26 protein-coding genes are annotated in these 24209 nt (G+C 67.7%); 16 read left to right on the forward strand and 10 right to left on the reverse strand.

The annotated features are described in order from the left end of the window. The first annotated feature begins 267 nt into the window (after positions 1 to 267). The 7 genes from JMF86_RS16830 (at position 268) to JMF86_RS35420 (ending at position 6075) form a co-directional block, all read left to right on the forward strand. Entirely contained in the window at positions 268 to 2310 is a 2043-nt protein-coding gene (locus JMF86_RS16830) for a sigma-54-dependent Fis family transcriptional regulator (protein WP_011547062.1), read from the forward strand. A gap of 317 nt (positions 2311 to 2627) precedes the next feature. Then, on the forward strand, positions 2628 to 2702 hold the full coding sequence (pqqA, locus tag JMF86_RS16835; RefSeq protein ID WP_006485436.1) for a pyrroloquinoline quinone precursor peptide PqqA: 75 nt from the start codon (positions 2628 to 2630) through the stop codon (positions 2700 to 2702). A gap of 61 nt (positions 2703 to 2763) precedes the next feature. Further along, positions 2764 to 3687 (forward strand): pyrroloquinoline quinone biosynthesis protein PqqB, encoded by a 924-nt coding sequence (pqqB, locus tag JMF86_RS16840; RefSeq protein ID WP_011547063.1) that lies wholly within the window; start codon positions 2764 to 2766, stop codon positions 3685 to 3687. 2 nt (positions 3688 to 3689) lie between these two features. Further along, a complete protein-coding gene (pqqC, locus tag JMF86_RS16845; RefSeq protein ID WP_011547064.1) occupies positions 3690 to 4409 on the forward strand; it encodes a pyrroloquinoline-quinone synthase PqqC in 720 nt (239 codons plus the stop codon). Then, positions 4406 to 4687: a pyrroloquinoline quinone biosynthesis peptide chaperone PqqD gene (pqqD, locus tag JMF86_RS16850; RefSeq protein ID WP_006480620.1), complete on the forward strand. Its 282-nt coding sequence runs from the start codon at positions 4406 to 4408 to the stop codon at positions 4685 to 4687. Before pqqC ends, pqqD begins: the two co-directional genes overlap by 4 nt. Before the next feature lies 1 nt (position 4688). Next, entirely contained in the window at positions 4689 to 5828 is a 1140-nt protein-coding gene (pqqE, locus tag JMF86_RS16855) for a pyrroloquinoline quinone biosynthesis protein PqqE (RefSeq protein WP_011547065.1), read from the forward strand. A 154-nt stretch (positions 5829 to 5982) separates the two neighbouring features. After that, on the forward strand, positions 5983 to 6075 hold the full coding sequence (locus JMF86_RS35420; protein WP_374039667.1) for a hypothetical protein: 93 nt from the start codon (positions 5983 to 5985) through the stop codon (positions 6073 to 6075). An 18-nt stretch (positions 6076 to 6093) separates the two neighbouring features. On the opposite strand, the gene JMF86_RS16865 is transcribed toward JMF86_RS35420, so the two are convergent. Then, positions 6094 to 6432 carry a helix-turn-helix transcriptional regulator gene (locus tag JMF86_RS16865; RefSeq protein WP_011547066.1) on the reverse strand — a complete coding sequence of 113 codons (339 nt, stop codon included), beginning with the start codon at positions 6430 to 6432 and terminating at the stop codon, positions 6094 to 6096. Between the two features lie 78 nt (positions 6433 to 6510). Between JMF86_RS16865 and JMF86_RS16870 the strand changes: the two genes are divergently transcribed. Both JMF86_RS16870 and JMF86_RS16875 read left to right on the forward strand, forming a co-directional pair. After that, positions 6511 to 7410, forward strand: coding sequence for a hypothetical protein (locus tag JMF86_RS16870; RefSeq protein ID WP_011694824.1), 900 nt, complete (start codon positions 6511 to 6513; stop codon positions 7408 to 7410). 207 nt (positions 7411 to 7617) lie between these two features. Next, the gene (locus JMF86_RS16875) at positions 7618 to 7848 is read left to right on the forward strand and encodes a hypothetical protein (RefSeq protein ID WP_011547068.1); all 231 of its coding nucleotides are present in this window, start codon (positions 7618 to 7620) and stop codon (positions 7846 to 7848) included. Between the two features lie 161 nt (positions 7849 to 8009). On the opposite strand, the gene JMF86_RS16880 is transcribed toward JMF86_RS16875, so the two are convergent. The 5 genes from JMF86_RS16880 to JMF86_RS16900 form a co-directional block, all read right to left on the reverse strand. After that, a complete protein-coding gene (locus JMF86_RS16880; RefSeq protein WP_006480624.1) occupies positions 8010 to 8897 on the reverse strand; it encodes an alpha/beta hydrolase family protein in 888 nt (295 codons plus the stop codon). A 96-nt stretch (positions 8898 to 8993) separates the two neighbouring features. Next, on the reverse strand, positions 8994 to 9734 hold the full coding sequence (locus tag JMF86_RS16885; RefSeq protein WP_011547069.1) for an alpha/beta fold hydrolase: 741 nt from the start codon (positions 9732 to 9734) through the stop codon (positions 8994 to 8996). Continuing rightward, positions 9731 to 10537, reverse strand: coding sequence for a DinB family protein (locus JMF86_RS16890; RefSeq protein WP_011547070.1), 807 nt, complete (start codon positions 10535 to 10537; stop codon positions 9731 to 9733). The genes JMF86_RS16885 and JMF86_RS16890 overlap by 4 nt, the downstream gene beginning before the upstream one ends. 95 nt (positions 10538 to 10632) lie before the next feature. Next, positions 10633 to 11064 carry a YciI family protein gene (locus tag JMF86_RS16895; RefSeq protein WP_011547071.1) on the reverse strand — a complete coding sequence of 144 codons (432 nt, stop codon included), beginning with the start codon at positions 11062 to 11064 and terminating at the stop codon, positions 10633 to 10635. A 159-nt stretch (positions 11065 to 11223) separates the two neighbouring features. Beyond that, on the reverse strand, positions 11224 to 12993 hold the full coding sequence (locus tag JMF86_RS16900) for an ATP-binding protein (RefSeq protein ID WP_125381621.1): 1770 nt from the start codon (positions 12991 to 12993) through the stop codon (positions 11224 to 11226). 155 nt (positions 12994 to 13148) lie between these two features. Between JMF86_RS16900 and JMF86_RS16905 the strand changes: the two genes are divergently transcribed. Continuing rightward, positions 13149 to 13379 (forward strand): hypothetical protein, encoded by a 231-nt coding sequence (locus tag JMF86_RS16905; protein WP_011547073.1) that lies wholly within the window; start codon positions 13149 to 13151, stop codon positions 13377 to 13379. Between the two features lie 190 nt (positions 13380 to 13569). On the opposite strand, the gene JMF86_RS16910 is transcribed toward JMF86_RS16905, so the two are convergent. The 4 genes from JMF86_RS16910 to JMF86_RS16925 all read right to left on the reverse strand — a co-directional run bounded on the left by JMF86_RS16910 (position 13570) and on the right by JMF86_RS16925 (position 17103). Beyond that, on the reverse strand, positions 13570 to 14994 hold the full coding sequence (locus JMF86_RS16910; protein WP_011694823.1) for an MFS transporter: 1425 nt from the start codon (positions 14992 to 14994) through the stop codon (positions 13570 to 13572). Positions 14995 to 15155: 161 nt separating this feature from the next. Beyond that, a complete protein-coding gene (locus tag JMF86_RS16915) occupies positions 15156 to 15917 on the reverse strand; it encodes an ABC transporter permease (RefSeq protein WP_011547075.1) in 762 nt (253 codons plus the stop codon). After that, a complete protein-coding gene (locus JMF86_RS16920; RefSeq protein ID WP_011694822.1) occupies positions 15914 to 16864 on the reverse strand; it encodes an ABC transporter ATP-binding protein in 951 nt (316 codons plus the stop codon). The genes JMF86_RS16915 and JMF86_RS16920 overlap by 4 nt, the downstream gene beginning before the upstream one ends. 2 nt (positions 16865 to 16866) lie before the next feature. Continuing rightward, positions 16867 to 17103: a hypothetical protein gene (locus JMF86_RS16925; RefSeq protein WP_156349328.1), complete on the reverse strand. Its 237-nt coding sequence runs from the start codon at positions 17101 to 17103 to the stop codon at positions 16867 to 16869. Positions 17104 to 17288: 185 nt separating this feature from the next. Between JMF86_RS16925 and JMF86_RS16930 the strand changes: the two genes are divergently transcribed. The 6 genes from JMF86_RS16930 (at position 17289) to JMF86_RS16955 (ending at position 24157) form a co-directional block, all read left to right on the forward strand. Then, on the forward strand, positions 17289 to 17585 hold the full coding sequence (locus JMF86_RS16930; protein WP_006480633.1) for a cupin domain-containing protein: 297 nt from the start codon (positions 17289 to 17291) through the stop codon (positions 17583 to 17585). Between the two features lie 616 nt (positions 17586 to 18201). Further along, entirely contained in the window at positions 18202 to 19800 is a 1599-nt protein-coding gene (locus JMF86_RS16935) for a DUF2957 domain-containing protein (RefSeq protein WP_011547077.1), read from the forward strand. 71 nt (positions 19801 to 19871) lie between these two features. Further along, positions 19872 to 21125: a DUF2957 domain-containing protein gene (locus JMF86_RS16940; protein WP_011547078.1), complete on the forward strand. Its 1254-nt coding sequence runs from the start codon at positions 19872 to 19874 to the stop codon at positions 21123 to 21125. Between the two features lie 73 nt (positions 21126 to 21198). After that, positions 21199 to 22023 carry an OmpW family protein gene (locus JMF86_RS16945; protein WP_011547079.1) on the forward strand — a complete coding sequence of 275 codons (825 nt, stop codon included), beginning with the start codon at positions 21199 to 21201 and terminating at the stop codon, positions 22021 to 22023. Positions 22024 to 22144: 121 nt separating this feature from the next. After that, the gene (locus JMF86_RS16950) at positions 22145 to 22648 is read left to right on the forward strand and encodes a hypothetical protein (RefSeq protein WP_006480638.1); all 504 of its coding nucleotides are present in this window, start codon (positions 22145 to 22147) and stop codon (positions 22646 to 22648) included. A gap of 408 nt (positions 22649 to 23056) precedes the next feature. Beyond that, the gene (locus JMF86_RS16955; protein ID WP_011547080.1) at positions 23057 to 24157 is read left to right on the forward strand and encodes a hypothetical protein; all 1101 of its coding nucleotides are present in this window, start codon (positions 23057 to 23059) and stop codon (positions 24155 to 24157) included. The last annotated feature ends 52 nt before the right edge of the window (positions 24158 to 24209 follow it).

The raw sequence follows: 24209 nt of genomic DNA on the forward strand, positions 1-24209 counted from the left end.
GGCCGGGCCTGCCCTGCGACAAAGCGAGAAGCGCGCCAGAAGCGCGCCCGCCGCGAAGATCCGGATTCGCACGGGTAGTCACGCGTCGGGAAATCACGGTATCACGAAGGCAGGCCGTCGCCTGACGCGACACGCCGCCGCTGCGCCCGGTCGATTCATTACATCGTCCTTTCAGTTTCGTTGCGTGGCGCCAGCGTGGCCCGATGCTTGCTTGCAGTGACGGCAAAGAGTCCGGCAGTTGACCGGAAGGATCCCCCGGAGGAGACAATGCGCGATGACGTAGAGCAGGCGGCCGGGTCACGGGCCGCGCATCCCGCCGGCTGGCCCGCGCCGTCGATCCAGAAGGCCCATGAGCGCTCGGAGACGTTCGGCCTGCAGGTATCGGCGCGGCCCGACTACGACGTGCTGTCGAACGCGGCGCTGGTGCTCAAGCGCGAGCAGAGCCGGGTGCTGTGCGTACACGCGATGCCGGTGATGGAGACGCTGCACGAGCAGATCGTCAACACGCAGAGCATGATCGTGCTGACCGATGCGGAAGGGCTGATCCTGCATTCGATCGGCGACGACGATTTCCTGCGCCGCGCGGAGAAGGTCGCGCTGCGCCCGGGCGCGAACTGGGCGGAGAACCGGCAAGGCACCAACGCGATCGGCACGGCGCTGGCCGAGCTGTGCCCGATGGTCGTCCACGGCGACCAGCACTTCCTGGCCGCGAACCGCTTCCTGACCTGTTCGAGCGTGCCGATCCTCGATCCGTACGGCGACGCGATCGGCGTGCTCGACGTGACGGGCGACCACCGCAGCTATCACCAGCACACGATGGCGCTCGCGAAGATGTCGGTGCAGATGATCGAGAATCACCTGTTTACGACGACCTTTCAGGAAACGCTGCAGGTGTCGTTCCATGGCCGCCCCGAATTTCTCGGCACGCTGATGGAGGGGATCGTCGCGTTCACCGCCGATGGCCGCTTCCTGTCGGCCAATCGCAGCGCGCAGTTCCAGCTCGGCATGCCGCTCGCCGCGCTGCGCGCGCACACGCTGTCGTCGCTGTTCGACGTCACCAGCGCCCAGCTGATCGACCGCATGCGCGCGAGCACCGACCGGCACCTGATGCTCAATCTCGGCAACGGCGCGGTGGTCTGCGCGCGCGTGCACTTCCGCCGCGCGACGCTCGCCGAAGGCAGCCGGCCGACGGACGTCCACGACGCGGGCGCGCCGGCCGCGCGCGCGAACGCGGTGCCCGCGCCGGCGGCGGGCACGTCGGCCGGCCTGTCGCGGCTCAACTATCTCGACACCGGCGATGCGCAGGTCGCCAGCGTGATCGCGAAGGTGCGCAAGGTGATCGGCAAGGACATCCCGATCCTGATCACCGGCGAGACCGGCACCGGCAAGGAACTGCTCGCGCAGGCGATCCACAACGACTCGCCGCGCCGCGACGCGCCGTTCGTCGCGGTCAACTGTGCGTCGATTCCGGAGACGCTGATCGAGTCCGAGCTGTTCGGCTACGAGGAGGGCGCGTTCACCGGCGCGCGCCGCAAGGGGGCGATCGGCAAGCTGCTGCAGGCGAACGGCGGCACGCTGTTCCTCGACGAGATCGGCGACATGCCGTATCCGCTGCAGGTGCGGCTGCTGCGCGTGCTGCAGGAGCGCCTCGTCAACCCGCTCGGGTCGACGAAGACGATCGCCGTCGACATCGCGATCATCTGCGCGACGCACCGCGACTTGCGCGAGATGATCGCGCAGAACCGTTTCCGCGAGGATCTCTACTACCGGCTGAACGGCCTCGTGGTGCGCCTGCCGCCGTTGCGCGACCGCACGGATCTCGCGGTCGTCGTGCAGAAGATGCTGCAGCGCGAAGCGTTCGCGGGCCCGGGCCGGCCGCCGCTGTCGGTGGCGCCGGACGTGATGGAGTTGTTCGTGCGGTGCACGTGGCCGGGCAACTTCCGCCAGCTCGGCAACCTGCTGCGCACGGCGGCCGCGATGGTCGACGACGACGGCGAAATCCGGCGCGAGCACCTGCCCGACGACTTCTTCGACGACCTGCGGCGCGGCGATGCGCACGTCGGGCACGCAGGGCAGGCGGCGCCCGATTCGCCTGCCGCGGCGAGCGCCGGCCCTTGCGTCGCGGACGCGTTGCCGCCCGCCGACGCGCGCCTGCAGGACGTCGCCGCCTCCGCGATCGCCGCCGCGCTCGCGCGTCATGGCGGCAACGTGTCCGCCGCGGCGCGCGCGCTCGGCGTCTCGCGCAACACGATCTACCGGAAGATGCCGGCCGCCGACGCGGGACGCCAGCCGTCGTCCGACGAAGACTGACGCGCGCGGCCGTCGCGCGGTGCGCGACCTGTCACAGCCGGTGTGTCAACTTGCAACACCGGTGTTCAACGATTCAACACTTGTGACCACTCGCGGACATCGTGCCGCCGGGGTGGCGGACCGCATTCGCGCGGATCGTGTCGGCTATTCGTAAGGATTCCGCCTCGATGCCCGGATGGCGGCCGTCTACCGCCGCCGCGCCGCCGCAATACGCGTTCGGCACGCTCCTTGCTGAATAGAAATCGACCGCTCGCTTGCCGCGGTCGTTCGATTCATCCGGCAACGCATCAACTCATCAACTCAACAGGAGACACACCATGCAGTGGACGACACCGTCTTACACCGACCTGCGCTTCGGCTTCGAAATCACGATGTACATCGCCAACCGCTGATCGCCGTGCGTGCCGCCCGCTTCGCCGTGGTCGGCGCGGGCGGCCTCGGGAGCTGACGCCCATGAAGATCAAGATACTCGGCTCGGGAGCCGGCGGCGGGCTGCCGCAATGGAACTGCAATTGCGCGAACTGCCGTCGTGCGCGCAGCGGAAGCGGCCACGTGCTGTCGCGCACGCAGTCGTCGATCGCGGTCAGCGACGACGGCGTCGACTGGGTCCTCGTCAATGCGTCGCCCGACATTCTTTCCCAGTTGCGCGCGGCGCCGGACCTGCAACCGGCGCGCGCGATCCGCGACAGCGGCATCGCCGCCGTCGTGCTGTGCGACGCGCAGATCGATCACGTGACGGGCCTGCTGATGCTGCGCGAGCGTTCGACGCCGCTGCCGCTCTACGCGAGCGCGCCGGTGCTCGACGACCTGTCGACCGGCTTGCCGCTCGTGCCGCTGCTCGGCCATTACTGCGGCGTCGCCGCGCACACGATCGTGCCCGGCGAGCCGTTCGCGGTGCCGGCGGCGCGCGGCATCCGTTTCACCGCGATCGCCGTCGACAGCAAGCCGCCGCCTTATTCGCCGCGACGCGCGTCGGCCGCGCCCGGCGACAACATCGCGCTGTCGATCGAGGACGTCGCGAGCGGGCGGCGCGCGTTCTATGCGCCGGGGCTCGCGTCGGTCACCGACGACGTGCGCGCGGCCATGGACGGCGCCGATCTCGTGCTGGTGGACGGCACGTTCTGGACCGGCACCGAGATGATCGATCTCGGCCTGTCGGGCAAGCACGCTTCGGACATGGGGCATCTCGCGCAGTGCGCGGAACCCGGGCAGCCCGGCATGATCGACTGGCTCGACACGCTGCCCGCGCGCACGCGCAAGGTGCTCACGCACATCAACAACACGAACCCGATTCTCGATCCGCATTCCGTCGAGCATGCGCACCTGCGCGCGCACGGCATCGACGTCGCGCACGACGGCATGCAATTCCAGGTCTGACGATGAACGCACCGATCCCCGCTACGGCGTTGCACGCGACGCCCTGGACCGCGACCGAATTCGAGGCGCGCCTGCGTGCGCTCGAATCGCGCTATCACATTCATCATCCGTTCAACCGGCGGCTCAACAGCGGCGCCTGTTCGCCCACGCAGATCCGCGGCTGGGTCGCGAACCGCTTCTACTACCAGATCTGCATCCCGCTCAAGGATGCGGCGATCCTGTCGAACTGCCCCGACCGCGAGACGCGGCGCCGCTGGATTCAGCGGCTGATCGACCACGACGGGCAGGGCGACAACGCAGGCGGCATCGAGGCGTGGGTGCGGCTCGGCGAAGCGTGCGGCCTGACGCGCGACGAGCTGTGGTCGCTCGAACACGTGCTGCCGGGCGTGCGTTTCGCGGTGGATGCGTATGTGAACTTCGCGCGGCGCGCGCCCTGGCAGGAAGCCGTGTGCTCGTCGCTGACCGAGATGTTCGCGCCGCAGATCCATCTCGACCGGCTCGCGGGCTGGCCGTCGCATTACCCGTGGATCGAACCGGCCGGGCTGCATTACTTCCGCAGCCGCGTGCCGCTCGCGCAGCGCGACGTCGAGCATGGGCTCGCGGTGACGCTCGCGCATTTCACGACACCGGACGCGCAGCAGCGCGCGCTCGGCATTCTGCAATTCAAGCTCGACATCCTGTGGTCGATGCTCGACGCCGTCGAAAAGGCCTACCCGTTATGAACGCGATCGAAGCCGCCAGCGGCGTGCCGCTGCGCCCCTGCCTCAGGGGCATGTACCGCCTGCAATGGGAGGCAGCCCAGGATGCGTACGTGCTGCTCTATCCGGAGGGCATGGTCAAGCTGAACCCGAGCGCCGGCGAGATTCTCGCGCGCTGCGACGGCACGCGCGAACTGGACGACATCATCGGCGAGCTCGAACGCCTGTTCATGCAATCGGATCTCGCGACCGACGTGTACCGTTTTCTCGATCATGCGCGACTGCGCGGCTGGCTCGACTGACATGACGCCCGATACTTCCCGTCCGTCCGCGCCGCTGTGGCTGCTCGCGGAACTCACGTACCGCTGCCCGCTGCACTGCGCGTTCTGCTACAACCCGGTCGACTTCGCGACGCACGGCGCGGAACTCGATACCGATGCGTGGCGCACGGTCATCAGCGACGCACGCGCGCTCGGCGCCGCGCAGATCGGCTTCTCGGGCGGCGAGCCGCTGCAGCGCGGCGACCTCGAGACGCTCGTCGCGCATGCGCGCGGGCTCGGCTTCTATACGAACCTGATCACGTCGGGCATCGGGCTGAACGTCGCGCGCATCGAGCGGCTCAAGGCCGCCGGGCTCGACCACATCCAGTTGTCGCTGCAGGATTCGACGCGCGAGCTAAACGATTTCTTGACCAGCACACGCACGTTCGAACTGAAGCGCGACGTGGCGCGGCTGATCAAGGCGCACGGTTACCCGATGGTGCTCAACTGCGTGCTGCATCGCTACAACCTGCCGCACGTGGGGCAGATCATCGAGATGGCGCTCGATCTCGGCGCCGATTACCTGGAGCTCGCGAACACGCAGTACTACGGCTGGGCGATGCTCAATCGCGACCAGTTGATGCCGACCGTCGAGCAGGTGCGCGAGGCGGAGGACACGGTCAACCGCTATCGCAAGCTGATCGGCGAGCGTTGCAAGATCCTGTTCGTCGTGCCCGACTATTTCGAGCGCCGCCCGAAGGCCTGCATGAACGGCTGGGGCTCGGTGTTCCTCGGCGTCGCGCCGGACGGTACCGCGCTGCCGTGCCATGCCGCGCGGTCGCTGCCGGGGCTCGCGTTGCCGAACGTGCGCGACCGTTCACTGCGGGACATCTGGTACGACAGCGACGCGTTCAACGCGTTTCGCGGCGACGACTGGATGCGCGAGCCGTGTCGTACGTGCGACGAGCGGCATGCGGATCACGGTGGTTGCCGGTGTCAGGCCTACCTGCTGGCCGGCGACCCGCGGGAGGCCGATCCGGTGTGTGCGAAGTCCGCCCATCACGGTCAGGTCGAACAGGCCGTGCAGTTCGCGCGACGTCGTGCGCCGAGCGACGAACAGCCGCTGGTTTTTCGCAGCAAGGAGAATTCGCTCGCGCAATGCGGCGCGGCGTGCGATTGCTGACGAGGCGCGGTCCGGGCGACGGCAGGGGCGACGGCAGGGGCGAACGCGGCACCGCGCTCGTCGAACCGGAAACCGATGCGGCCGGGTGGTCGCCGCGCGTGTCGCTGCCGCCGGCAGCGGCTATCCGCGCCTCGATGCCGCGGCGCGCGATGCGGTGCTGGCAAGCCGCTGCGCCGCGCATATAGAAAACGGCGCGCCGACGCCGATGCGAGCGCGCGTGCCGATCACGTTCAATCTTGATGAATGACCGGGTACGTTGCCGCGATTACCCGTCATCCGCCTTCGCCTGCAAATCCTTCAGCCCCTGAATCACGACCAGCAGCGCGCGCCCGTGCTCGTCCGAGCCGTCCCACGCGTCGACGATCGCGTCGCGCAGCAGGTCGTTGTACCGGCGGCGCGACGGCTCGGTGTCGACCCCATAGAAACTGCATAGCTTGTTGAATGGCGCGCTACGGCGCAGCCGGTGCCCGTTCGACAGCCGAAGGCGCGATACGGTGGGCTGGCTGACCCCGGAAAGTCGCGCGATTTCGCTGGACGAGCGTGTGTCTGCCATCAGGCGGCGCAACAGGTCTTGAACGGGAAAATCCTGGTCCGGGGCTTCCATGCGATGCATTATACCTATACAGTTACGGCTGTTGAATGGGCTTGCTGTCAGCAGCGAGGCTGTATCCCGAGAAAGTTGATGACACTGAAACACCTCCCTCCCACGTTCTGCTGGACCAAGATCGGTACCGAGTCCGGCGAGGAACTGCCGACCGTCGTGCTCCGCAAGGAATGGGAGCGCCGGCTCGGGGGCGGGCGTTTTCTGTGGGGCATCAACCAGCCGCTCGGCAGCAGCGCGCAGGTCGCCGCGCATCGCACGGGTTCGTTGCTCGCACTGTTTTCGCCGGTCGCGTCGCGTCCGCGTGCGGGCGCGCGCAAGGACGCGCTGCTGTGGAATGCGTGGGTCGACGCCAGCGGGCAGGTGCGGCCGTTGCCGCCGCATACGTTCATCGCCAGCCGCTCGACGTTGCCGTCGGGCCGGCGTCGCGAGCAGCACTACGCGCTCGTGTGCGCGTCGTCCACCGCGCTGACGGTCGGCACGCAGTTGCGCGTGTTTCCCGACCACCTGCGCAGCGTGAGCACCGGCAAGCCGCTGGGCGCCGCGCAAGGGGCGGCCGTGGTCGACTGCATCGGGCGGGCGAAGGAGCAGACGGGCAAGAGCTATCCGCTCGCGCTGTCGGTCGAGCTCGAGGCGCCGTATTTCGTGCGGCTTGCGCAGCCGTGCGTGCTGAAGGCGCGCGATCTCGCGGAAGTGAACAAGGCCACGCGCGCGGGCGATTTCGATCGCTTCGTCGAGCTGGTCGCGCGCCTGCGCGGCCGTTCGCCGACGGATGCCGTGCGCGGCGTCACGCGCGATCTGTTCGACGTGCCGCCGCTCGAAACGGCCGCCGCGTATGTCGCGCCCACGCATGTCGCGCGCCTGCGCAACCGGCCCGCGGCCGAGCATCCGCGCGATCTCACCGGCGATCTGTTCGACCTGTCGCCGGGCGAAGCGGCCGCGTTCGCGGGGTTGGCGCATCCGCGCGTCGGGCGCGCGTGACGCCACGCACGACGCCGTTCGCGCAAGAATTTGTTGCAATCTCGCCGTAGCGGATCGGCGAGCGCGGAGCGACAATCGGCACGAAGCGCGCGGTGCGGCGGCCGATGCGTCGACACGCGGCGGCTCGTGGTTCACGCCGCCGACATGCGTACCACGCACACTGAGCGTCGGCGTGCTTCACACTGCAATCCCGAGGGAGGAGTGTCGATGTCGACCCACATCTGTTCGCCGGAAGCACAGGCCGCACAACGCTTCGTCGAAGCGACGCGCAACGTCGACCAGGCGTTTCGCGCGGTGCGCGGCGAAAGCGACGACGACGGCTCGTCGGCCGAATACGCCCGCGCGATGTCGCGTCTCGATCGCGCGCTCGACGAGCTGGCGCGTGCGCAGGAATTCTTCGATCGCGTCGTCGGCGCGGACACCACGCACGGCAACTGACGGCTTCGTCGTTTCTCTTTTCGCGCGTCGGGCGGCGCGCGTTCATCTTCTTGCCGGGGTGTGTTGCCCGACGTGCCGGTCCATCATCCCGTTTCGATTTTCAGGCCTGGCAGCCTGCGACCGGATAGCGGCCGCTGTAAGGGCTAAAGGCTAGCCGTGCGTCAGCCCGCGCGAGTCATGCCCGGCGCGGACGGCGCGGCACGAGACGCGTAACCGCGATGCTGGAACGACGTCGCGAAGAACCGCATCTGGTAGCGGATCGCATTCGCCCAGTAATCCCACGTATGGCCGCCCGGGCGCTCCGCATAGTCGTGCGGCACGCCGAGCGCGACGAGCCGTTCGTGCAGCGTGCGGTTCGAGTCGACGAATGCGTCGTCGCGGCCGCAATCGATCGTCAGGTCGAGATGCGCGCGCACGAACGCCCGCGCGCTTTCGGCGATCACGTTGCGGTTCCAGAACGACGGATGGCGGTCGGGATCGCCGAACACGTGGGCGATCCCCGGCTCGTCCGTGCAGCAGCGCGGATCGACCGCGCCGCTGATGCTGCCGACCGCGCCGAACGTCTCGGGCCGGTCGAGTGCGATGCGCAGTGCGCCGAAGCCGCCCATGCTGAGCCCGGTGATCGCGCGCGCATGCTGGGTGGCGATCGTGCGGAAATGCAGGTCGACATAGGACACGACTTCATCGCCGACGAAGGTCTCGTAGCGGCTGCCCGAATCGAACGGGCTGTCGATGTACCAGCTTTCGTGTCCGCCGTCGGGCATCACGAGGATCACGTGATAACGGTCGGCGAGCGCGGCGATGTGCGTGTTCGACGTCCAGTCGGTATGGTCGCCGCCCGAGCCGTGCAGCAGATAGACGACGGGGTAACGCTCGCCGTGGTTGTCGCGCGCGTAATCGTCGGGCAGCACGATGGTGGCCTTGAGCGTTTCGCTCATCGCGGCGCTCGGAATCGCGACGACCCGCGCGTGAAAGGCGAAGGCAGGGCTCGTGACGGCGAGCAGCAGAAGCAGCCAGAAAGTACGTGCCAGGCGCATCGATCCTTGCATGTGTCGATCCAGTCCGGCCGGATGCCGGGAAAACCCTGTTCCGGCGACTCTAGCAACCGCGCCTTTCAACCATATTTCGGCGAATCCTACGGGTTGTCAGGCAGACGGCTCGCCTACGATGCGTTCGAGGGTGGCGCGCAATGCGTCGGGCCGCTCGGCCGCGATCAGGTGCCCGCAGCCGGCGATCGTGTCGAAGCCGGCGCAGCGTGCGAGCGCGAAGGCCGGCACGTGCCAGCCCGCGCGCGAGCGTTCGCCGGCGATCAGCCACACGCGATGACGGTCGAACACCTGTGCGAGCGCCGGCAGGTAGCCCGCATCGCCGGTCGTGTCGACCACCGAGCGGCCCATCGCGCGCAGCGTCGATGCCGGCTGATGCGCGAGCCAGCGGCGTGCGTCGTCGAGCTGGCCCGGCGACGGTGCGTCTATCGCGCCGCGCAGCCAGTCGAGCGGGGCCGCGCGCAGGCCGTCGAGCATTGTGTCGGCTTCGCCGGGCGTCATGCGGCCGACCGATGCCGACCAGAACGCATCGTCGAGCGTGAAGTTGCCTTCGACGTTGACGATGCGCCGCACGCGTTCGGGGTGCGCATGCGCGAACAGCATCGCGATCGCGCCGCCGACCGAATGGCCGACGACATCGACCGGCTGCATCCCGAAGTGCATCTCGACGGTTTGTCGCACATGCTCGACCTGCGCGGCAAGCGAGATCGTGTCGGGCGGCGCGGCGCGATGCACGCCGTAGCCGAGCAGGTCGGGGCGCAGATGCGGGCCGTTCCATCCGCGCACGTCGAACGTGCCGATGAAACCGTGAATGAAGACGACGGGCGTGGGCTGGATCATGCGGCGTGTGCTGAAGGAAGCGGCGGCAATTCGAGTTCGGCGAGCAGTTCGTCGAGTTCGAGCCCGTGCGTGCGATCGTGGTCGAGCAGCTCGCGCACGAGTTCGTCGAGCGACATGCGGCGGATGCCGTCGCGCAGTCCGCAGCGTGCGAGTTGCGCCGGCTCCAGCGCGGCCGCGGTGGCGCACAGCGCGGCGCGCCCGCTGACGAACGCCGCGACGGCGAGATCGAGCGGCTGCGCGAGGTAGTCGCGTTGCGCGGCGAGCGCGGTGCCGTCGACGGACTCGATCACGGGCAGCTCGGCCCTGCGCACGGCGTCGATGCGCGCGGCGAACACCGCATCGAGATCGCGCAGGTGGCACGCATGTTCGACCAGCGAGAAGCCGGTGCCGGCCGGGCGGCGCGTGGCCAGCGCGGCCGGCACATGCGCCGCATAGGCGGCGAGCCGGGCCGGCATGCGCGCCAGCGCGGCGACGACGTCGGCGAACGGCAGCCGGTGCGGGCACGCGCTGAACACCGCGCCATAGCTGAACAGCGCACCGCCGAGCCGGCCGCGCGCCTGCACGACCTCGTGGCCGCGGCGGCGCATCACGTCGGCGACCATCGCGCCGCAGAACTGGCGGGCCGTCGTGTCGGTTTCGATTTCGGGGAATTTGTGCGCGATCTCGTCCTGGATCGCGCCGATCGCGGCGACGCCGACGCGCGACAGCGCCGCGAACTCGAGATAGCGCTCGGGCTGCTCGATCAGCGCTTCGAGCTGGGCGCCGAGCGGGGTCGAGCGGAAACGGTCGAAACGGGAATGCATGACGAGCCCTGGTCAGTAACGTATCAAAACGATACGTTACTGACCAGGGCTCGTCAACCGGCTCCTCCGGGGCGTGTGCGCCGCCGGCCTGCCGCTCAGCGCTGCTGTCGGGCGTCGACTTCCGCACGCATCCGCGCTTCCTGCTCGCGCAGCTCCGGCGTGAATGCGTCGCCGAAATCCTCCATCTCGAACAGCGGGCGGATCTCGATGTCGGAGTCGCCGGGCATCGGGTTCGGGCAGCGCTTCACCCATTCGACGGCTTCCTCCATCGATTTGACCTGCCAGAGCCAGTAGCCGGCGACGAGTTCCTTCGTTTCGGCGAACGGACCGTCGATGACCGAGCGGTTCTTGCCGGAAAAGTGCACGCGCTTGCCGTGGCTGCTCGGGCGCAACCCGTCGGCGGCGAGCAGGATGCCGGCTTTCACGAGTTCTTCATTGAAGCGGCCCATTTCAGCCATGAGTTCGGTGTCGGGCATTTGGCCGGATTCGGAATCGGCGGTGGCTTTGACGATGACCATGACGCGCATTGTCGTTTCTCCTTGAACGGGAATAGGGCGTTTGCCGGCGGTACGACGGCAAAACGATCGGTTACGACAACACGACGCGCGACGGCGACGGGAATCGACATCGCGGGCAAAAAATTCAGCGGCGGTCGAAATCGCGAAAGGCGCCGTATCGGCGATGCGTCATGCCGCGTCGGCCTGCTGCGCATCGAGCACGCTGCGAATCCGGGCCGCGAGTTCGTCGCGCCGGTACGGCTTGCCGAGCAGCATCACGCCGGGGTCGAGCCGCCCCGCGTGGAAGATTTCGTCGCGCGTATAGCCGGACGTGAACAGCACCGGCAACGGCGGCTTGCGCAGCGCGGCGCGGCGTCCGAGTTCGCCGCCCTTCACGCGGCCCGGCATGATCACGTCGGTAAACAGCAGATCGATCGGCGTTTCGCTGTCGAGCACGCGCAGCGCGGCTTCGCCGTCGGACGCCGTGATGACCTTGTAGCCGAGCTGCGCGAGCATGTCGACCACCGTCAGCCGGACATCCGCATCGTCCTCGACGACGAGGATCGTTTCGCGGCCGCGCACCGCGTCGTGCTGCGGCGTGCGGGCAGGTTCGTCGGCTGCCTCGTGGCAGCGCGGAAACGTGAGGCGCACGGTGGTGCCCTGGCCGGGCGTGCTGTCGATCGACACGTGGCCGCCGCTCTGCTTGACGAAACCGAACACCATGCTGAGCCCGAGCCCGGTGCCTTCGCCGTCCGGCTTGGTCGTGAAGAAGGGTTCGAAGACCCGTTCGAGCACGTCGGCCGTCATGCCGATGCCCGTGTCGGCGATCTCGAACGTCACGTATTCGCCGGGCGGCATCGTTGTGCCGCGCGTGCCGGCCGCGTGGCCGGGCTGCGTGCTGTTGTACGCGGCGATCGTCAGCGTGCCGCCGCCGCGCATCGCATCGCGCGCATTGATCGCGAGATTCAGCAGCGCGTTTTCGAGCTGGTGCCGGTCGGCGAGCACGTTGCCGACGTCGGGCGCCAGCGCGGAGACGATCCGCACGGTTTCGCCGAGCACGCGGTGCAGCATCTCGTTCATGCCGTCGATCAGCCGGCACGGGTTCAGCGTGGTCGGCGCAAGCGGCTGGCGTCGCGCGAACGCGAGCAGGTGCGACGCCAGTTGCGCGCCGCGCCGCACGGCATTGTTCGCGTTCTCGATCCGCGGCTGCGCGCTCGCATGGGCGCCGAGTTCGACGGAGAGGATCTGCAGGTTGCCGCTGATCACCTGCAGCACGTTGTTGAAGTCGTGCGCGATGCCGCCGGTCAGGTTGCCGATCGCTTCCATCTTCTGGGCGTGACGCAACTGCTCCTCGATCGCCGCACGCTCGGCGATCGCGTCGGTCACGCGCTGTTCGAGCGTTTCAGTCAGCTCGCGCAGCTCGGCATTGGAGGCCTGCAGCGCCGCTTCCGCGCGATCGCGATGGCGCGTGGCGAGCACGCGCTCGGTGGTCTCGACCACGACGGCGAGCACGCCGCCCGGTGCACCCTCGTCGTCGGGCAGCGGGCTATAGTGCAGATCCATCCAGACATCTTCCGGGCGGCCGCTGCGCAGCAGCACGAGGGCCTTGTCGCGATAGGACAGCGTGCCGCCGGCGAGGCAGGTGTTCATCACGTTTCGGTTGAAATCGGCGACTTCGGGCCAGCCGAGTTCGACCGGCTGACCGAGCAGATACGGGTGACGGCCGCCGGCGAATCCGGCATACGCGTCGTTGTAGATCATGTAGCCGGGGCGGCCCCACAGCATCACCAGCGGCAGCGGCGAGGCGAGCACGGTGCGGACGGCCGCGACGAGGCTGGCGGACCAGCCGTCGAGCGGGCCGAGCCCGGTGGCCGACCAGTCGAATGCGGTAATGCGTCGGGCCATGTCGCCCTGCCAGCCGGGGCAAGCGTGATGCTGCGCGAACAACTCGACATGCATGGAAGCGCTCCGATGAGGACATGCGGCCGCGGGCGGTGCGGCAGGTCGCGTAAGCGGGCTCCATTTTAAAGCAGATCGATTCGCGCGGCCGCTGTCACGGAGCGCCTCGGCAAAGCTGGTATGCTGGTCCACACCACGTTTACGCGGAGGGCGCCATGGCTGCTAAGGAAGTCTCGAAGAAGAAGTACCTGAAAATCCTGAACAAACGCCTGCGCGCGGAGCCGGCAGCGCCGGCCGGCGCGTCGTTCGTCTTCTTCCCGCTGGGTGCGAAAGCGAAGCACGCGACGGGTGTCGTGTCCGGCGACGCGCGCAGCAAGCGCGAACTGGCCGTGATGGCCGCGGTCCAGCGCAAGGCGGCCGAAGAGTTCGTCGTCGCCGACGCGTGACGGCCGCTGCGGTACCCCTGTCGTATTACCGCCTCCGCGGCTGACGCGGCGGCGGTTTTGCCGTGAGCGATTGCGCCGGCGAGCACGCGCGGGATGTCTTGCGTGATCGCCGGACCGTGCATCGGCAGAGCGATGTCGAGATCGAGTGCCTGGATTCGGCTCGAAGCAGCTTGAAAACCAACGTTAGCGATCAGGACGCCTCGTCCGCTGCCGCCGCCGGATACCGGCCGCTGCCGCCCGCATCGTCGCCTGCCGCCAGTTGTTCCAGCGCGAGGCCCTTCGTCTCGATCCCGAGCGTCCACACGGCGACGGCCGCCGCGATGAACGACAGCGCGCCGAGCGTGAACACGCCGCCCTGGCCGAACACCGGCAACACGACGCCGACCACGTAAGGCCCGATCAGCGAGCCGATCCGGCCGATCGCCGACGCGAAGCCCGAACCCGTCGCACGCGCCCCGGTGCCGTACAGCTCGGGCGTGTACGTGTACAGCGCCGCCCACATCCCGAACAGGAAGAACTGCATCGCGAGGCCCGTGACGATCAGCAGCGTCGTGCTGCCGCCGTACAGCGCGCTCTGGCCGTACGCGTACGCCATCGCGCCGCCGCCGATCAGCGACGCGATGCAGGTCGGCTTGCGGCCCCAGCGTTCGACGAGCCACGCGGCGCACAGGAAGCCCGGCACGCCGCCGAGCGAGATCAGCACCGTGTAGAACACCGATTTCGTGACTTCGAAGCCGGCCTGCTGCAGCAGTGCGCCGAGCCACGACGTGAGGCCGTAGAAGCCGAGCAGCGCGAAGAACCACAGCAGCCACACCATCACCGTGCGGCGGCGGTACACGCCGCTCCAGATCTCGCGCAGCGCGCCGCGGCCGCGCGCGGCGGCCGGTTCGGCGAGCCGCGACGGCGGCGGCAGCGTCGTGACGCCGGCCGAGCGCATCACCTTCGCCTCGATCGCGTGCATCACCGTGTCGGCTTCCGCGTGCCGGCCCGCATGTTCGAGCCAGCGCGGCGATTCCGGCACGATGCGGCGCACGACGAGCACGAACACGGCCGGAATCGCGAGCAGCGCGAACACGGTGCGCCAGCCGAACTGCGGCAGCACGAAATACGCGACGATGCCGGCCGTGATGAAGCCGAGCGGCCAGAAGCCGTCCATCAGCGCGATCAGGCGGCCGCGCTTCTCGGTCGGCACGAATTCGGACAGCAGCGTCTGCGCGACCGGAAACTCCATCCCCATCCCGATGCCGAGCAGCACGCGGTAGACGATCAGCGCGTCGACGCTCTGCGCGGTCGAGCACAGGTACGACGCGGCGCCCCACAGCACCATGCTCCACTGGAACACGGGCCGGCGGCCGAAACGGTCGGCGAGCAGGCCGGCTACCGCCGCGCCCAGCACCATCCCGAAGAAGCTCGCGCTCGCGACGAGGCCGGCGGCGGCGGTCGACAGCCCGAACTCCTTGCGGATCGAGCCGAGCACGAACGTCATCGTGCCGAGATCGACCGAGTCGAAGAAGAACGCGATCGCGATGATGAAGAAGATGCGCTTGTGATAGCCGGAGAACGGCAGGCGTTCGAGCCGGGCGGCGGCGGAGGCGGGAGCGGTGGCGGCGGGCATGGCGTCCTCTGAAATGAAAAAGGGGCCGCGCAGCGCATGCTCCAAGGCCCCGATGCTTCATATTCAGTAGACGCGACCACAAACTGCCGCATCAGAGGAAAAGCGCCGCCTGCTTGCCCAAATGCGTCATCGGCGGGCGGCGCGCGTGACGCCCGCCGGCGTCAATTCTTCAGCTTGTAGCCGGTGCGGAACATCCACGCGACGATCGCGAGCAGGATCACGAGGAACAGCGCGGTCGCGGCGAGGCTGATCCACACATGCACGTCGGCGATCCCGTAGAACGACCAGCGAAAGCCGCTGATCAGGTAGACGATCGGGTTGAACAGCGTGACGACGCGCCACGCGGGCGGCAGCATGTCGACCGAATAGAAGCTGCCGCCGAGGAACGTGAGCGGCGTGATGATCAGCAGCGGCACGAGCTGCAGTTTCTCGAAGCTGTCGGCCCAGATGCCGATCACGAAGCCGAACAGGCTGAACGTGACGGCCGTCAGCACCAGGAACAGCACCATCCAGAACGGATGCAGGATGTGCAGCGGCACGAACAGGCCGGCCGTGGCAAGGATGATCACGCCGAGCAGGATCGACTTCGACGCGGCCGCGCCGACGTACGCGATCACGATCTCCCAGTACGACACGGGCGCGGACAGGATCTCGTAGATCGTGCCGGTGAAGCGCGGGAAGTAGATGCCGAACGACGCGTTCGAGATGCTCTGCGACAGCAGCGACAGCATCACGAGGCCCGGCACGATGAACGACCCGTAGCCGATGCCGTTCACGTCGCTGATGCGCGAGCCGATCGCGGAGCCGAACACGACGAAATACAGCGACGTCGAGATCACCGGCGCGATGATGCTCTGCATCAGCGTGCGGCGCGTGCGGGCCATTTCTGCGCGGTAGATCGCGCGAATTCCTTGCCAGTTCATGCGCCGGCTCCTTGCACGCCGTTGCGGCGGTTGTCGATCAGGCTGACGAAAATGTCCTCCAGCGAGCTCTGCGTCGTGTGCAGGTCGCGAAAGCCGATGCCGGCCGAGCCGAGCGCGTTGATGAGCTTCGCGATGCTCGCGTCGTCGCGCTGCGAGTCGTACGTATAGACGAGCGCGGCGCCGTCTTCCGCGCGTTCGAGCCCGAACGGCGCGAGCGCGGGCGGCATGTCGGCGAGCGGGTGCTCGAGCTGCACGGTGAGCTGCTTCTTGCCGAGCTTGCGCATCAGTTCGCGCTTTTCCTCGACGAGCACGAGCTCGCCGCCGAGGATGATGCCGATCCGGTCGGCCATCTCCTCGGCTTCCTCGATGTAGTGCGTGGTCAGCAGGATCGTCACGCCGCTTTCGCGCAGCGAATCGACGAGCTTCCACATGTCGCGGCGCAGCTCGACGTCGACGCCGGCCGTCGGCTCGTCGAGGAACAGGATGCGCGGCTCGTGCGACAGCGCCTTCGCGATCATCACGCGGCGCTTCATGCCCCCCGACAGCGTCATCAGCTTGTTGTCGCGCTTGTCCCACAGCGACAGCGCCTTGAGCGTCTTCTCGATGTACGCGGGATCGGGCGCCTTGCCGAACAGGCCGCGGCTGAACGACACGGTCGCCCAGACGGTTTCGAACGCGTCGGTGGTCAGCTCCTGCGGCACGAGGCCGATCATTTCGCGGGCGGCGCGATATTGATCGCGGATGTCGTGGCCGCCGACCGTCACGCGGCCTTCGGTCGGCGTGACGATGCCGCAGATCGAGCCGATCAGCGTCGTCTTGCCGGCGCCGTTCGGCCCGAGCAGCGCGAAGATCTCGCCGGGGCGGATGTCGAGGGTCACGTGCTTCAGCGCCTGGAAGCCGGACGCGTAAGTCTTGGAGAGGTCGGAGACGGAAAGGATCGGTTGCATGCTCACGGATGGCACGGCCGCCCGGCGCGACGGCGGGTGCCGCGCATGTCCGGCGCCGCCGCCGCTGCGAAGCGGCCGGGACCGGGCACGGCATGGCGAACGGGCGTCATGTCGAACGGCAGGGTGGTGCGGGATCGCGGGACCGCCATATTAGCAATCGGCAGATCGAAATGCATTCCGATGGGAAGACCGGGCACTGCCGGTGCCGGATTGGCGTGAATTGCCGTGATATCGCTCAATGATTCGATGCTTTATTTGAGCGATGCGAACAATCCGGCGGGTTTTCGGGGAATCGGGCCACGCTCGCGTTGCCGCCCGACCGGCTGGCCGACTGTGCTGCCCGCATGCCCTTGCGCCGTACCGGGACGGCGCGCGCGGCGCTCGCGATAATGCGTTCCTTTCACGGCGATACGGAGCGGGGCGCATGTCTTTGATCGATTTCAAATCCGTGGCGGACGCGCAGGCGGCCGCATGGAAATCCACGATCGTCGGCGAAGTCGGCCCGGCGCGGATCAAGGTGCTACGCATGGATGCGCAGCCGTACGAAGCGGAAGTGCACGACTACAACGAGGGGCTGCTGGTGCTCGACGGCACGCTGATGCTCGAGGTCGACGCGGAAACGGTCGTGGTCGGGGCCGGCCAGATGTTTCTCGCGCACGCCGGCACGCGCCACGCGGTGCTGCCCGGCAGCCACGGCACGCTCGCGATCATCGACGTGTGAGGTTGCGCCGCAACATGCGCGCGGGCCGCTGAAGCCCGGCTGGCCTGGCTCGGCGCGGATTGGCGGCCGCCGTTCAAACGCGTGTTCCACGGCTCGGGTATTTGTCTGAGCAAATAAAATGAAGGCTGTTTGAAAATCTGTTAAATACCGTATAAACGCTAGGATTGCGCGGGTTCCGTCGTTTGGAACTCTGCATCCATTTACTTGCGCGAATGGTCCGATCATAGTCTCGACAAACGACGCATCACGATAACGAATCAAGCGTACGTATGGAGACCAAATCATGAGACGCCTATCCGAGGGCCCAGCGGGACTGTCGTTTTCCGATTTTTCGCTGAATGCAGGCGCGACACAGGTCGCGTGCCTGCATCGTCACTTCGCCGTGTAGCGGCGACCCAATTCCGTTTCGATCGTTCCGACGGCGCCGTGCCGCATGACGGCGCCGCGGGAGCGCGTTCGTCTGCCGTCGCGGCGTGTGCCGCATGGGCCTGACCGGCCTCGCGGCGGTCCTGCGTGCATCGTCATGCGCCGCGCCTTCGTGCGGCGGCGCGATACCAACCGGCGGGCCATGCAGCCCGGCCGGGCGAGACTTGTCGTACCTGAAAAGGAGGGGTTGATGATTTGCATTCCTGAATGGCGGAAGGCGATCCTGTCGTGCGCGGTGCTGGCGCTGCCGTTCGTCGCCGGCTGTGGCGGCGGCGACGATCCGGGGCCGATCACCGTGCCGCAGTGCTCGGGCAGCGCCTGCGGGCCGAGCGGCGCCGAAACGACGCCGCCCGTCGTGACGAAGCTGTGTCCGGACGCGCTCGACTACACGACGACGTACACGGGCGGCGCCGGCAGCGGCGAGTACGTGAAGGTGAAGTTCGACACGACGAAGCTCACCTACCAGATGCAGTTCATCGAATCGTCGGTGCCGACCTCGGCAGGGCAAGTCAACAACACGCGCGCGGGCCTGACGATCAGCGGCGCGTTCCATCATCCGACCACGCTTCCGACCGCCGAGCAGAACCGTTGCGCGTTCGTGCTCGACAGCGGCGCGACGAGCGACGGCGCGTATTCGGTGACGATCAACCGTGCCGATCCGCCGATGCTGTTCGTCGGCAATGGCGTGGTGGGCGGCGGGATTCCGGGGGCGACGATCGCGTTCGCCGGTATCCCGCTGCTGCCGGGCATCACGCTCGGTGTCGTCCCGTCGCGCACCTTCGATTTCTATCCGTTCATCGGCTTCACCGACACCGAAACCGACTTCACGAAAGTGGCGGGCAACTACAACGAGGTCGGCATCCATCTGTCGCCCATCGGCGGTGATGGTCAGAGCCCGACCGGGGCGGTCGGCTGGGAATCCGACGTCGTCAACTGGAATCAGACGCTGAATGCGGACGGCTCGTGCTCGATCACGCAGGGCAGCGACTACTCGTGTCAGACGACCGGGACGCCGTGGGCGCAGCGCAAGAACGCGGACGGATCGGCGGACAATGTATTCGTGAGCAATCCGGCCGGGGGGCAGGGGTATCCGATCGCGGGGCAGGGCTCGACGCTGATCATCGCACCGAGCCAGGCGAAAGGCATCATGATCGTCGGCAGGCTGAACGGCGTACTCGTGCCGATCGTGATTCGTGTCGGCTACACGCACGTCGATACGGTCAATCTGCTCGCCTCGGTCGCCGATGCCGAAGTCGGCATCTCGATGCTGTCGTCGACGAAGGCGATTGCCGCGAACTCCCTGAAGGGCGGGTACATCGGCGCAACCAGTGCCTCCGCGTGCGGCATCGTGACATCCAGCGGCCAGGGGAACAAGTTGGCGTCGGCGGGGCCGAGCTTCAACCCGAACGTGCCGCACCCCGATTTGCCCGGCATCTTCGCCAACAACGCGTTCTATTCGGTCGCCGGCAGTTGCAACGACGGCACCGCCGTGTCGACGCTGGCGGCGAACTATACGTCCACGCTGTTCCAGGGCAGTACCGCGGCGTTCATCGATCCGCAGACGTCGTCGGTCACCTCGCAGTTCGCGCTGGACTATACGCAGGCCACGCCCGGCAAGATCAGGGTGACGGCCGCGCAGGACTTCAACGCGAAGGGCGCGAACGGCAACGCGGCGATCTTCGGCAAGGGCGACACGGGCTGGCTCGTGACGGCCGGGAACGTCTACGCGATGGTCGTCAACGACAACAAGGTCAACCCGTTCTTCACGATCGGCGCGTTCGTCCAGTAACCCCGTATCGAACACGTCACACCGGCGGCGCATGCGTCGCCGCCGGCGAATCGAATTTCAAGAGGAATCCTATGAATTTGAAACAATGGATGGCCGCGGCGTCGCTCGCGCCCGTGCTGGCCGCATGCGGCGGAGACGGCGACCCGCCGCCCGCGCCGGTGGTCCGGCTGTGCCCGCAGACGATCGACTACAACACGGTGTTCATCGGCGGGTCGGGGTCGGGCGAGCTCGTGAAGGTGCAGCTCGACACGACGAAGATGACGTACCGGATGACCTACCTCGCGTCGCCGGTGCCCGCCACCACGGGTACCGTGCAGCCGACGCGGGACACCGCGCCCGCGAACGTGGTCGACGGCACGCTGGCCGACGAGACGGGGCTGCCGACGGTGAAGCTGAACCAGTGCACGTTCCGGATGCAGAACGCGAGCCTCGACCCGAGCCGCCCCGCGCGGCTGTTCCTCGGCGAAGGCGTGCTGGGCGGCGCGATCCCCGGCGCGACGATCCAGTTCGACGGCGTGATCGGCGTCGGCAAGATCACGAAGACGACGTTTCCGTACTACCCGTTCATCAGCTTCTCGTCGCTGGAGACCGACCTGACGAAGATCGCCGGTACGTACAACCAGCTCGGTTATCACCAGGTGCCGTCGCAGAACTTCCAGCCGGTGGCGCTCGACCAGCAGGTGACGATCAACGCGGACGGCAGCTATACGGAAACCGACAACTTCGGCAAGAAGAACGGCGGACAGCCGCTTGCGTCGAGCGCGACCGTGAACCAGCCGTTCACGCTGCGCCCCGATGCGCCGGCATTTCAGTCGCTCAACTACCTGCCGCAGATTCCGCCGACGCTCGCCGCGCTCGATCCGGCGAAGGCCGGCAAGGGGATCCTGATCGTCGGCAGGCTGCGCAACCAGCTCGTGCCGGTTTTCATCCGCACCGGCGCCGCGAACGCGGACCTCACGCAAGGCCCGCCGAGCGCGGACGACGAATCGGGCATCTCGTTCCTGAGCCCGCGGACGGCGGTCGCGCAGGGCTCGCAGGACGGCGAGTACACCGGCGTCGACAGCGCATTCAACTACCGCGCGACCGCGCTCGTCGGCGCGCAGGCCACGCTGCTCGATCCGTTCAACGCGTCGCAGGCCGCGCTCACGCGCGCGCTGAACCTCGACTACACGCAGAAGGTGCCGGGCGTCGTGACGACCGTGCATGCGGATGCGGCATCGGGGCCGGCGACCGGCAAGTTCGTGTTCACCGGCGGCGTGTTCGGGTTCCTCGACATGGCCGATACGAGCAACCCGTACTTCACGGTCGGCGCGTTCGTGCAGTGACCGCGTGTGGATGGAGACACGGCGGCGCCGCGCGCGAATGCGCGGCGCCCGGACAGAATGAGGGGGAGACTTCATGAAGAAGCTGATTGTCGCGGGTGTCGTCGCTGGCGTATCGACGCTCGCATCGGCCCAGCAGGCGGGCGACAACGTCGCGACGCTGGGCTGGCTGCACATCATGCCGCAGGATTCGACCAACGGGCTGACGACGAATCTTGCAAGCATGCCGATCAACGGGCCGTTGCGCCTGCCGGGTTCGTTCACGTCGCCGGGCACGAGCCTGACGGTCAACAACGCCGATACGGTCGGCCTCACGCTCACGCACTTCTTCACCGATCACATCGCGGTGACGTCGGTGCTCGGCGTGCCGCCGGAATTCACGCTGACCGGACACGGCGTGATCAGGCCGCCCGGCCCGGCCGGCGCGCTCGGCAACGTCGACATGGACAAGTCGGCGAACCAGCCGGCCGTGAAGAACGCGCGGCAGTGGAGCCCGACGATCATCCTGCAGTACTACTTCAATTCGTCGACGGCCAAGTTTCGTCCGTTCGTCGGGATCGGCGTGGCCTACAGCTGGTTCAGCAACATCGAACTGAACGGCAACTTCGCGAAGGACATCAACGAGAACCTCGGCAGCGTGCTCGCGGCCGGCGCCGGCAAGCCGGGCGCGACGTCGGTGGAGGGCAAGGCGTCGTCGTCGTTCACGCCCGTCTACAACATCGGCGCGAGCTACGCGATCGACAAGCACTGGGGGCTCACGGCGACGCTGACCTACATGCCGCTGAAGACCTACTCGTCGCTGGTGATCAAGGCGGCCGACGGCTCGACGCTCGCGACCACGCGCACGCGGCTGAAGGCTGACCCGCTGATCACGTTCGTCGGGATTTCCTACAAGTTCTGAGCCGACCGGCGCGCATGACGCGTGCCGGCGGCTTCCTGCGACCGGCTGGCCGGACCGTTCCGGCCGGACGGTCGCGTTCCTGGCGGCGTGCCGCCATTTGTGAAGAGAGGGGGCAGTTCAAATGAGCATTCGCAAAATCGTATCGCTTGTTGCTGCAGTGGCTTTCACCGCGGTTTCGGCCGCGCCTGCTTTCGCCGTCACCGTGTCGCGTGCCGACGGCCAGCCGATGAATCCGAACGGCGAGCCGTTCTCGGCGACGGGGCTCACGAATCTCAGCAAGGGATCGATCAACGCCAGTTGTACCGCGACCTTCAACGGCACGATCACGTCGACCGGCATCGTCAACATCACGTCGACGACGTTCGCAGGCGGCGCGACGTGCGGCCTGATCAGCGGCAGCGCGAGCAGCACGTCGCCGTGGACGGGGCAGGCCGACAGCACGACGCAACTGTCGATCAACAACGTGAAGGTGAACGTCACGCTGCTCGGTACTTGCGGGCCGAGCAAGGTCGTGACCGCGTGGAGCGATGCGAACTCGTCGCTGGCGTTCAACAACTCCGTGCTGACGCCGGACTGCACGGTGACCGGTACGGTCCTGACGTCGCCGAAGTTCCACGTGCAGTAAGCGTCGCACGATCGAAGCCGGGACCCGCCGCGCACGAGGGCCGTGCGGCATGCGCGGCGGGGTCCGCGGCCTTGATGGGTTCGTGCCGTCGCGCGTATCGGCGCGACGGCCGGATGCGTCTGGCAGCGTGGCCGTTTGTGCCGTTGTCCATCGATTGCCGAAGCGCCGCGTGCAGTCGGCGCCGCGAAGCGGGGCGCCCGTCGCGCATGCGAGCCGTGCGGCGCATACGCGAGTTTCCGCTTCACCGATTCATGCGAGCCGTCATGCTTACCCGCGTGACGGCCGGTTGACCGCCCGTGTCGCGATCCGACACGGGCGGAGTTGCAGGGCCGGCGTGGCGTGTATGACGCCTCCCGATCCGATCGAAACAAAACCAGGCCAATTGGCCAGAACCATCCCGGACGACCCATGCTGACCGATCCAGCAAAGTATGGCGATGCCCGCGGCGCGACGCCCGACCGGCTGCGCACGGCCGCGTGGTTGCAGTACCTGATCGACCATCTCGACACGGCGGTTTGCGCGATGGCCGCGACCGACGTCGGCGACACGCCCGTCGTCGCTTCGTATGCAATCCGTGCGGGAACTGGCGCGCATCTGTCTCGCGAAGCGACGGCCGTGCTCCACCGGCTGGTCCCGTGGATCGCGACCGACGGCGGCGGTTGCGCATGCGATCCGGCCGATCCGCTCGGCGCGTGCGCGCATGTGCCCTCCGCGCAGCAGCTCGCGGACGCCGAACGTTGCTGCCCCGGCTCGCTTGCCGTATTCGACACCGCGCACGGCGTGATCGATGCGTGTGCATTCGACGATCCCGACGTCGGCTGGGCCGCGCTCGAACGGATTGCCGATGGCGTCGAATGCCACGGCGAAGTCGCGAACGAACCTGACGGGCAGCGCGAGACGCCGCCTGCGAAGAACCTGAGAGACAGGCTGACCGCCGTCGCGGCAATGAGCACGGAAACACCGGTTCGTCCCGGTGCGGTCATCGATGCGATCGTGTTGCGCGTATGCGGCCCGCGCGACGACGCGACGCGGGTCGACGAGATGGCTGCGCTTGCGATGTTCTCGGCCGAACTCGCCGCCGGCAACGGCGTTTCCGTTCACGCGTATGGCGGTCGGCACAACTTCGTCGCGCAAGCGATCAGAACGCATCGCGCCGATCTCGCGTCGATGGAGGGGCTCCTTGCCGCGCTCGCCGTGTGCCGGCTCGATCGACTGATCGGCGCGGGCAGCTTCTGGGCCCACTACCTGCTGGCGGGCATTGCAATCGCAGCGCCGGATACGGTAAGGGCAATCGGCCGCCGGTTTCATGGCGATACCTGGCAGACGTGGCTCGACCACGTGCTCGCATGGCCGGCGGTCAGCCGCTTCGGGGCGAAGGAGGATGTCGCATTCGACCGCTTGCGCGACGCGATGAGCCTGACGTCGCGCAGGAACCCGATCGTCCGCGCCAAGCGGATGCGGGGCGTTTCGGCAGCCGGGCCGCGCAGCGCAAACGAGAAGGCACGATGAAATGCGGCTCGCGGCGAGAACGCCGCGAGCCGCGCGGGGGGTATCGCGGCGC

Origin of the sequence: Burkholderia sp. E168m15 (assembly GCF_016586105.1) — a bacterium.
Lineage (GTDB): Bacteria > Pseudomonadota > Gammaproteobacteria > Burkholderiales > Burkholderiaceae > Burkholderia > Burkholderia orbicola.

Excerpts from the sequence above, each read along its gene's own strand:
- JMF86_RS16830 (WP_011547062.1), top strand. The coding sequence starts at position 268 with ATGCGCGATGACGTAGAGCAGGCGGCCGGGTCACGGGCCGCGCATCCC.
- pqqB (WP_011547063.1), top strand. The coding sequence starts at position 2,764 with ATGAAGATCAAGATACTCGGCTCGGGAGCCGGCGGCGGGCTGCCGCAA.
- pqqC (WP_011547064.1), top strand. The coding sequence starts at position 3,690 with ATGAACGCACCGATCCCCGCTACGGCGTTGCACGCGACGCCCTGGACC.
- pqqD (WP_006480620.1), top strand. The coding sequence starts at position 4,406 with ATGAACGCGATCGAAGCCGCCAGCGGCGTGCCGCTGCGCCCCTGCCTC.
- pqqE (WP_011547065.1), top strand. The coding sequence starts at position 4,689 with ATGACGCCCGATACTTCCCGTCCGTCCGCGCCGCTGTGGCTGCTCGCG.
- JMF86_RS16865 (WP_011547066.1), bottom strand. The coding sequence starts at position 6,432 with ATGGAAGCCCCGGACCAGGATTTTCCCGTTCAAGACCTGTTGCGCCGC.
- JMF86_RS16870 (WP_011694824.1), top strand. The coding sequence starts at position 6,511 with ATGACACTGAAACACCTCCCTCCCACGTTCTGCTGGACCAAGATCGGT.
- JMF86_RS16875 (WP_011547068.1), top strand. The coding sequence starts at position 7,618 with ATGTCGACCCACATCTGTTCGCCGGAAGCACAGGCCGCACAACGCTTC.
- JMF86_RS16880 (WP_006480624.1), bottom strand. The coding sequence starts at position 8,897 with ATGCAAGGATCGATGCGCCTGGCACGTACTTTCTGGCTGCTTCTGCTG.
- JMF86_RS16885 (WP_011547069.1), bottom strand. The coding sequence starts at position 9,734 with ATGATCCAGCCCACGCCCGTCGTCTTCATTCACGGTTTCATCGGCACG.
- JMF86_RS16890 (WP_011547070.1), bottom strand. The coding sequence starts at position 10,537 with ATGCATTCCCGTTTCGACCGTTTCCGCTCGACCCCGCTCGGCGCCCAG.
- JMF86_RS16895 (WP_011547071.1), bottom strand. The coding sequence starts at position 11,064 with ATGCGCGTCATGGTCATCGTCAAAGCCACCGCCGATTCCGAATCCGGC.
- JMF86_RS16900 (WP_125381621.1), bottom strand. The coding sequence starts at position 12,993 with ATGCATGTCGAGTTGTTCGCGCAGCATCACGCTTGCCCCGGCTGGCAG.
- JMF86_RS16905 (WP_011547073.1), top strand. The coding sequence starts at position 13,149 with ATGGCTGCTAAGGAAGTCTCGAAGAAGAAGTACCTGAAAATCCTGAAC.
- JMF86_RS16910 (WP_011694823.1), bottom strand. The coding sequence starts at position 14,994 with ATGCCCGCCGCCACCGCTCCCGCCTCCGCCGCCGCCCGGCTCGAACGC.
- JMF86_RS16915 (WP_011547075.1), bottom strand. The coding sequence starts at position 15,917 with ATGAACTGGCAAGGAATTCGCGCGATCTACCGCGCAGAAATGGCCCGC.
- JMF86_RS16920 (WP_011694822.1), bottom strand. The coding sequence starts at position 16,864 with ATGCAACCGATCCTTTCCGTCTCCGACCTCTCCAAGACTTACGCGTCC.
- JMF86_RS16930 (WP_006480633.1), top strand. The coding sequence starts at position 17,289 with ATGTCTTTGATCGATTTCAAATCCGTGGCGGACGCGCAGGCGGCCGCA.
- JMF86_RS16935 (WP_011547077.1), top strand. The coding sequence starts at position 18,202 with ATGATTTGCATTCCTGAATGGCGGAAGGCGATCCTGTCGTGCGCGGTG.
- JMF86_RS16940 (WP_011547078.1), top strand. The coding sequence starts at position 19,872 with ATGAATTTGAAACAATGGATGGCCGCGGCGTCGCTCGCGCCCGTGCTG.
- JMF86_RS16945 (WP_011547079.1), top strand. The coding sequence starts at position 21,199 with ATGAAGAAGCTGATTGTCGCGGGTGTCGTCGCTGGCGTATCGACGCTC.
- JMF86_RS16950 (WP_006480638.1), top strand. The coding sequence starts at position 22,145 with ATGAGCATTCGCAAAATCGTATCGCTTGTTGCTGCAGTGGCTTTCACC.
- JMF86_RS16955 (WP_011547080.1), top strand. The coding sequence starts at position 23,057 with ATGCTGACCGATCCAGCAAAGTATGGCGATGCCCGCGGCGCGACGCCC.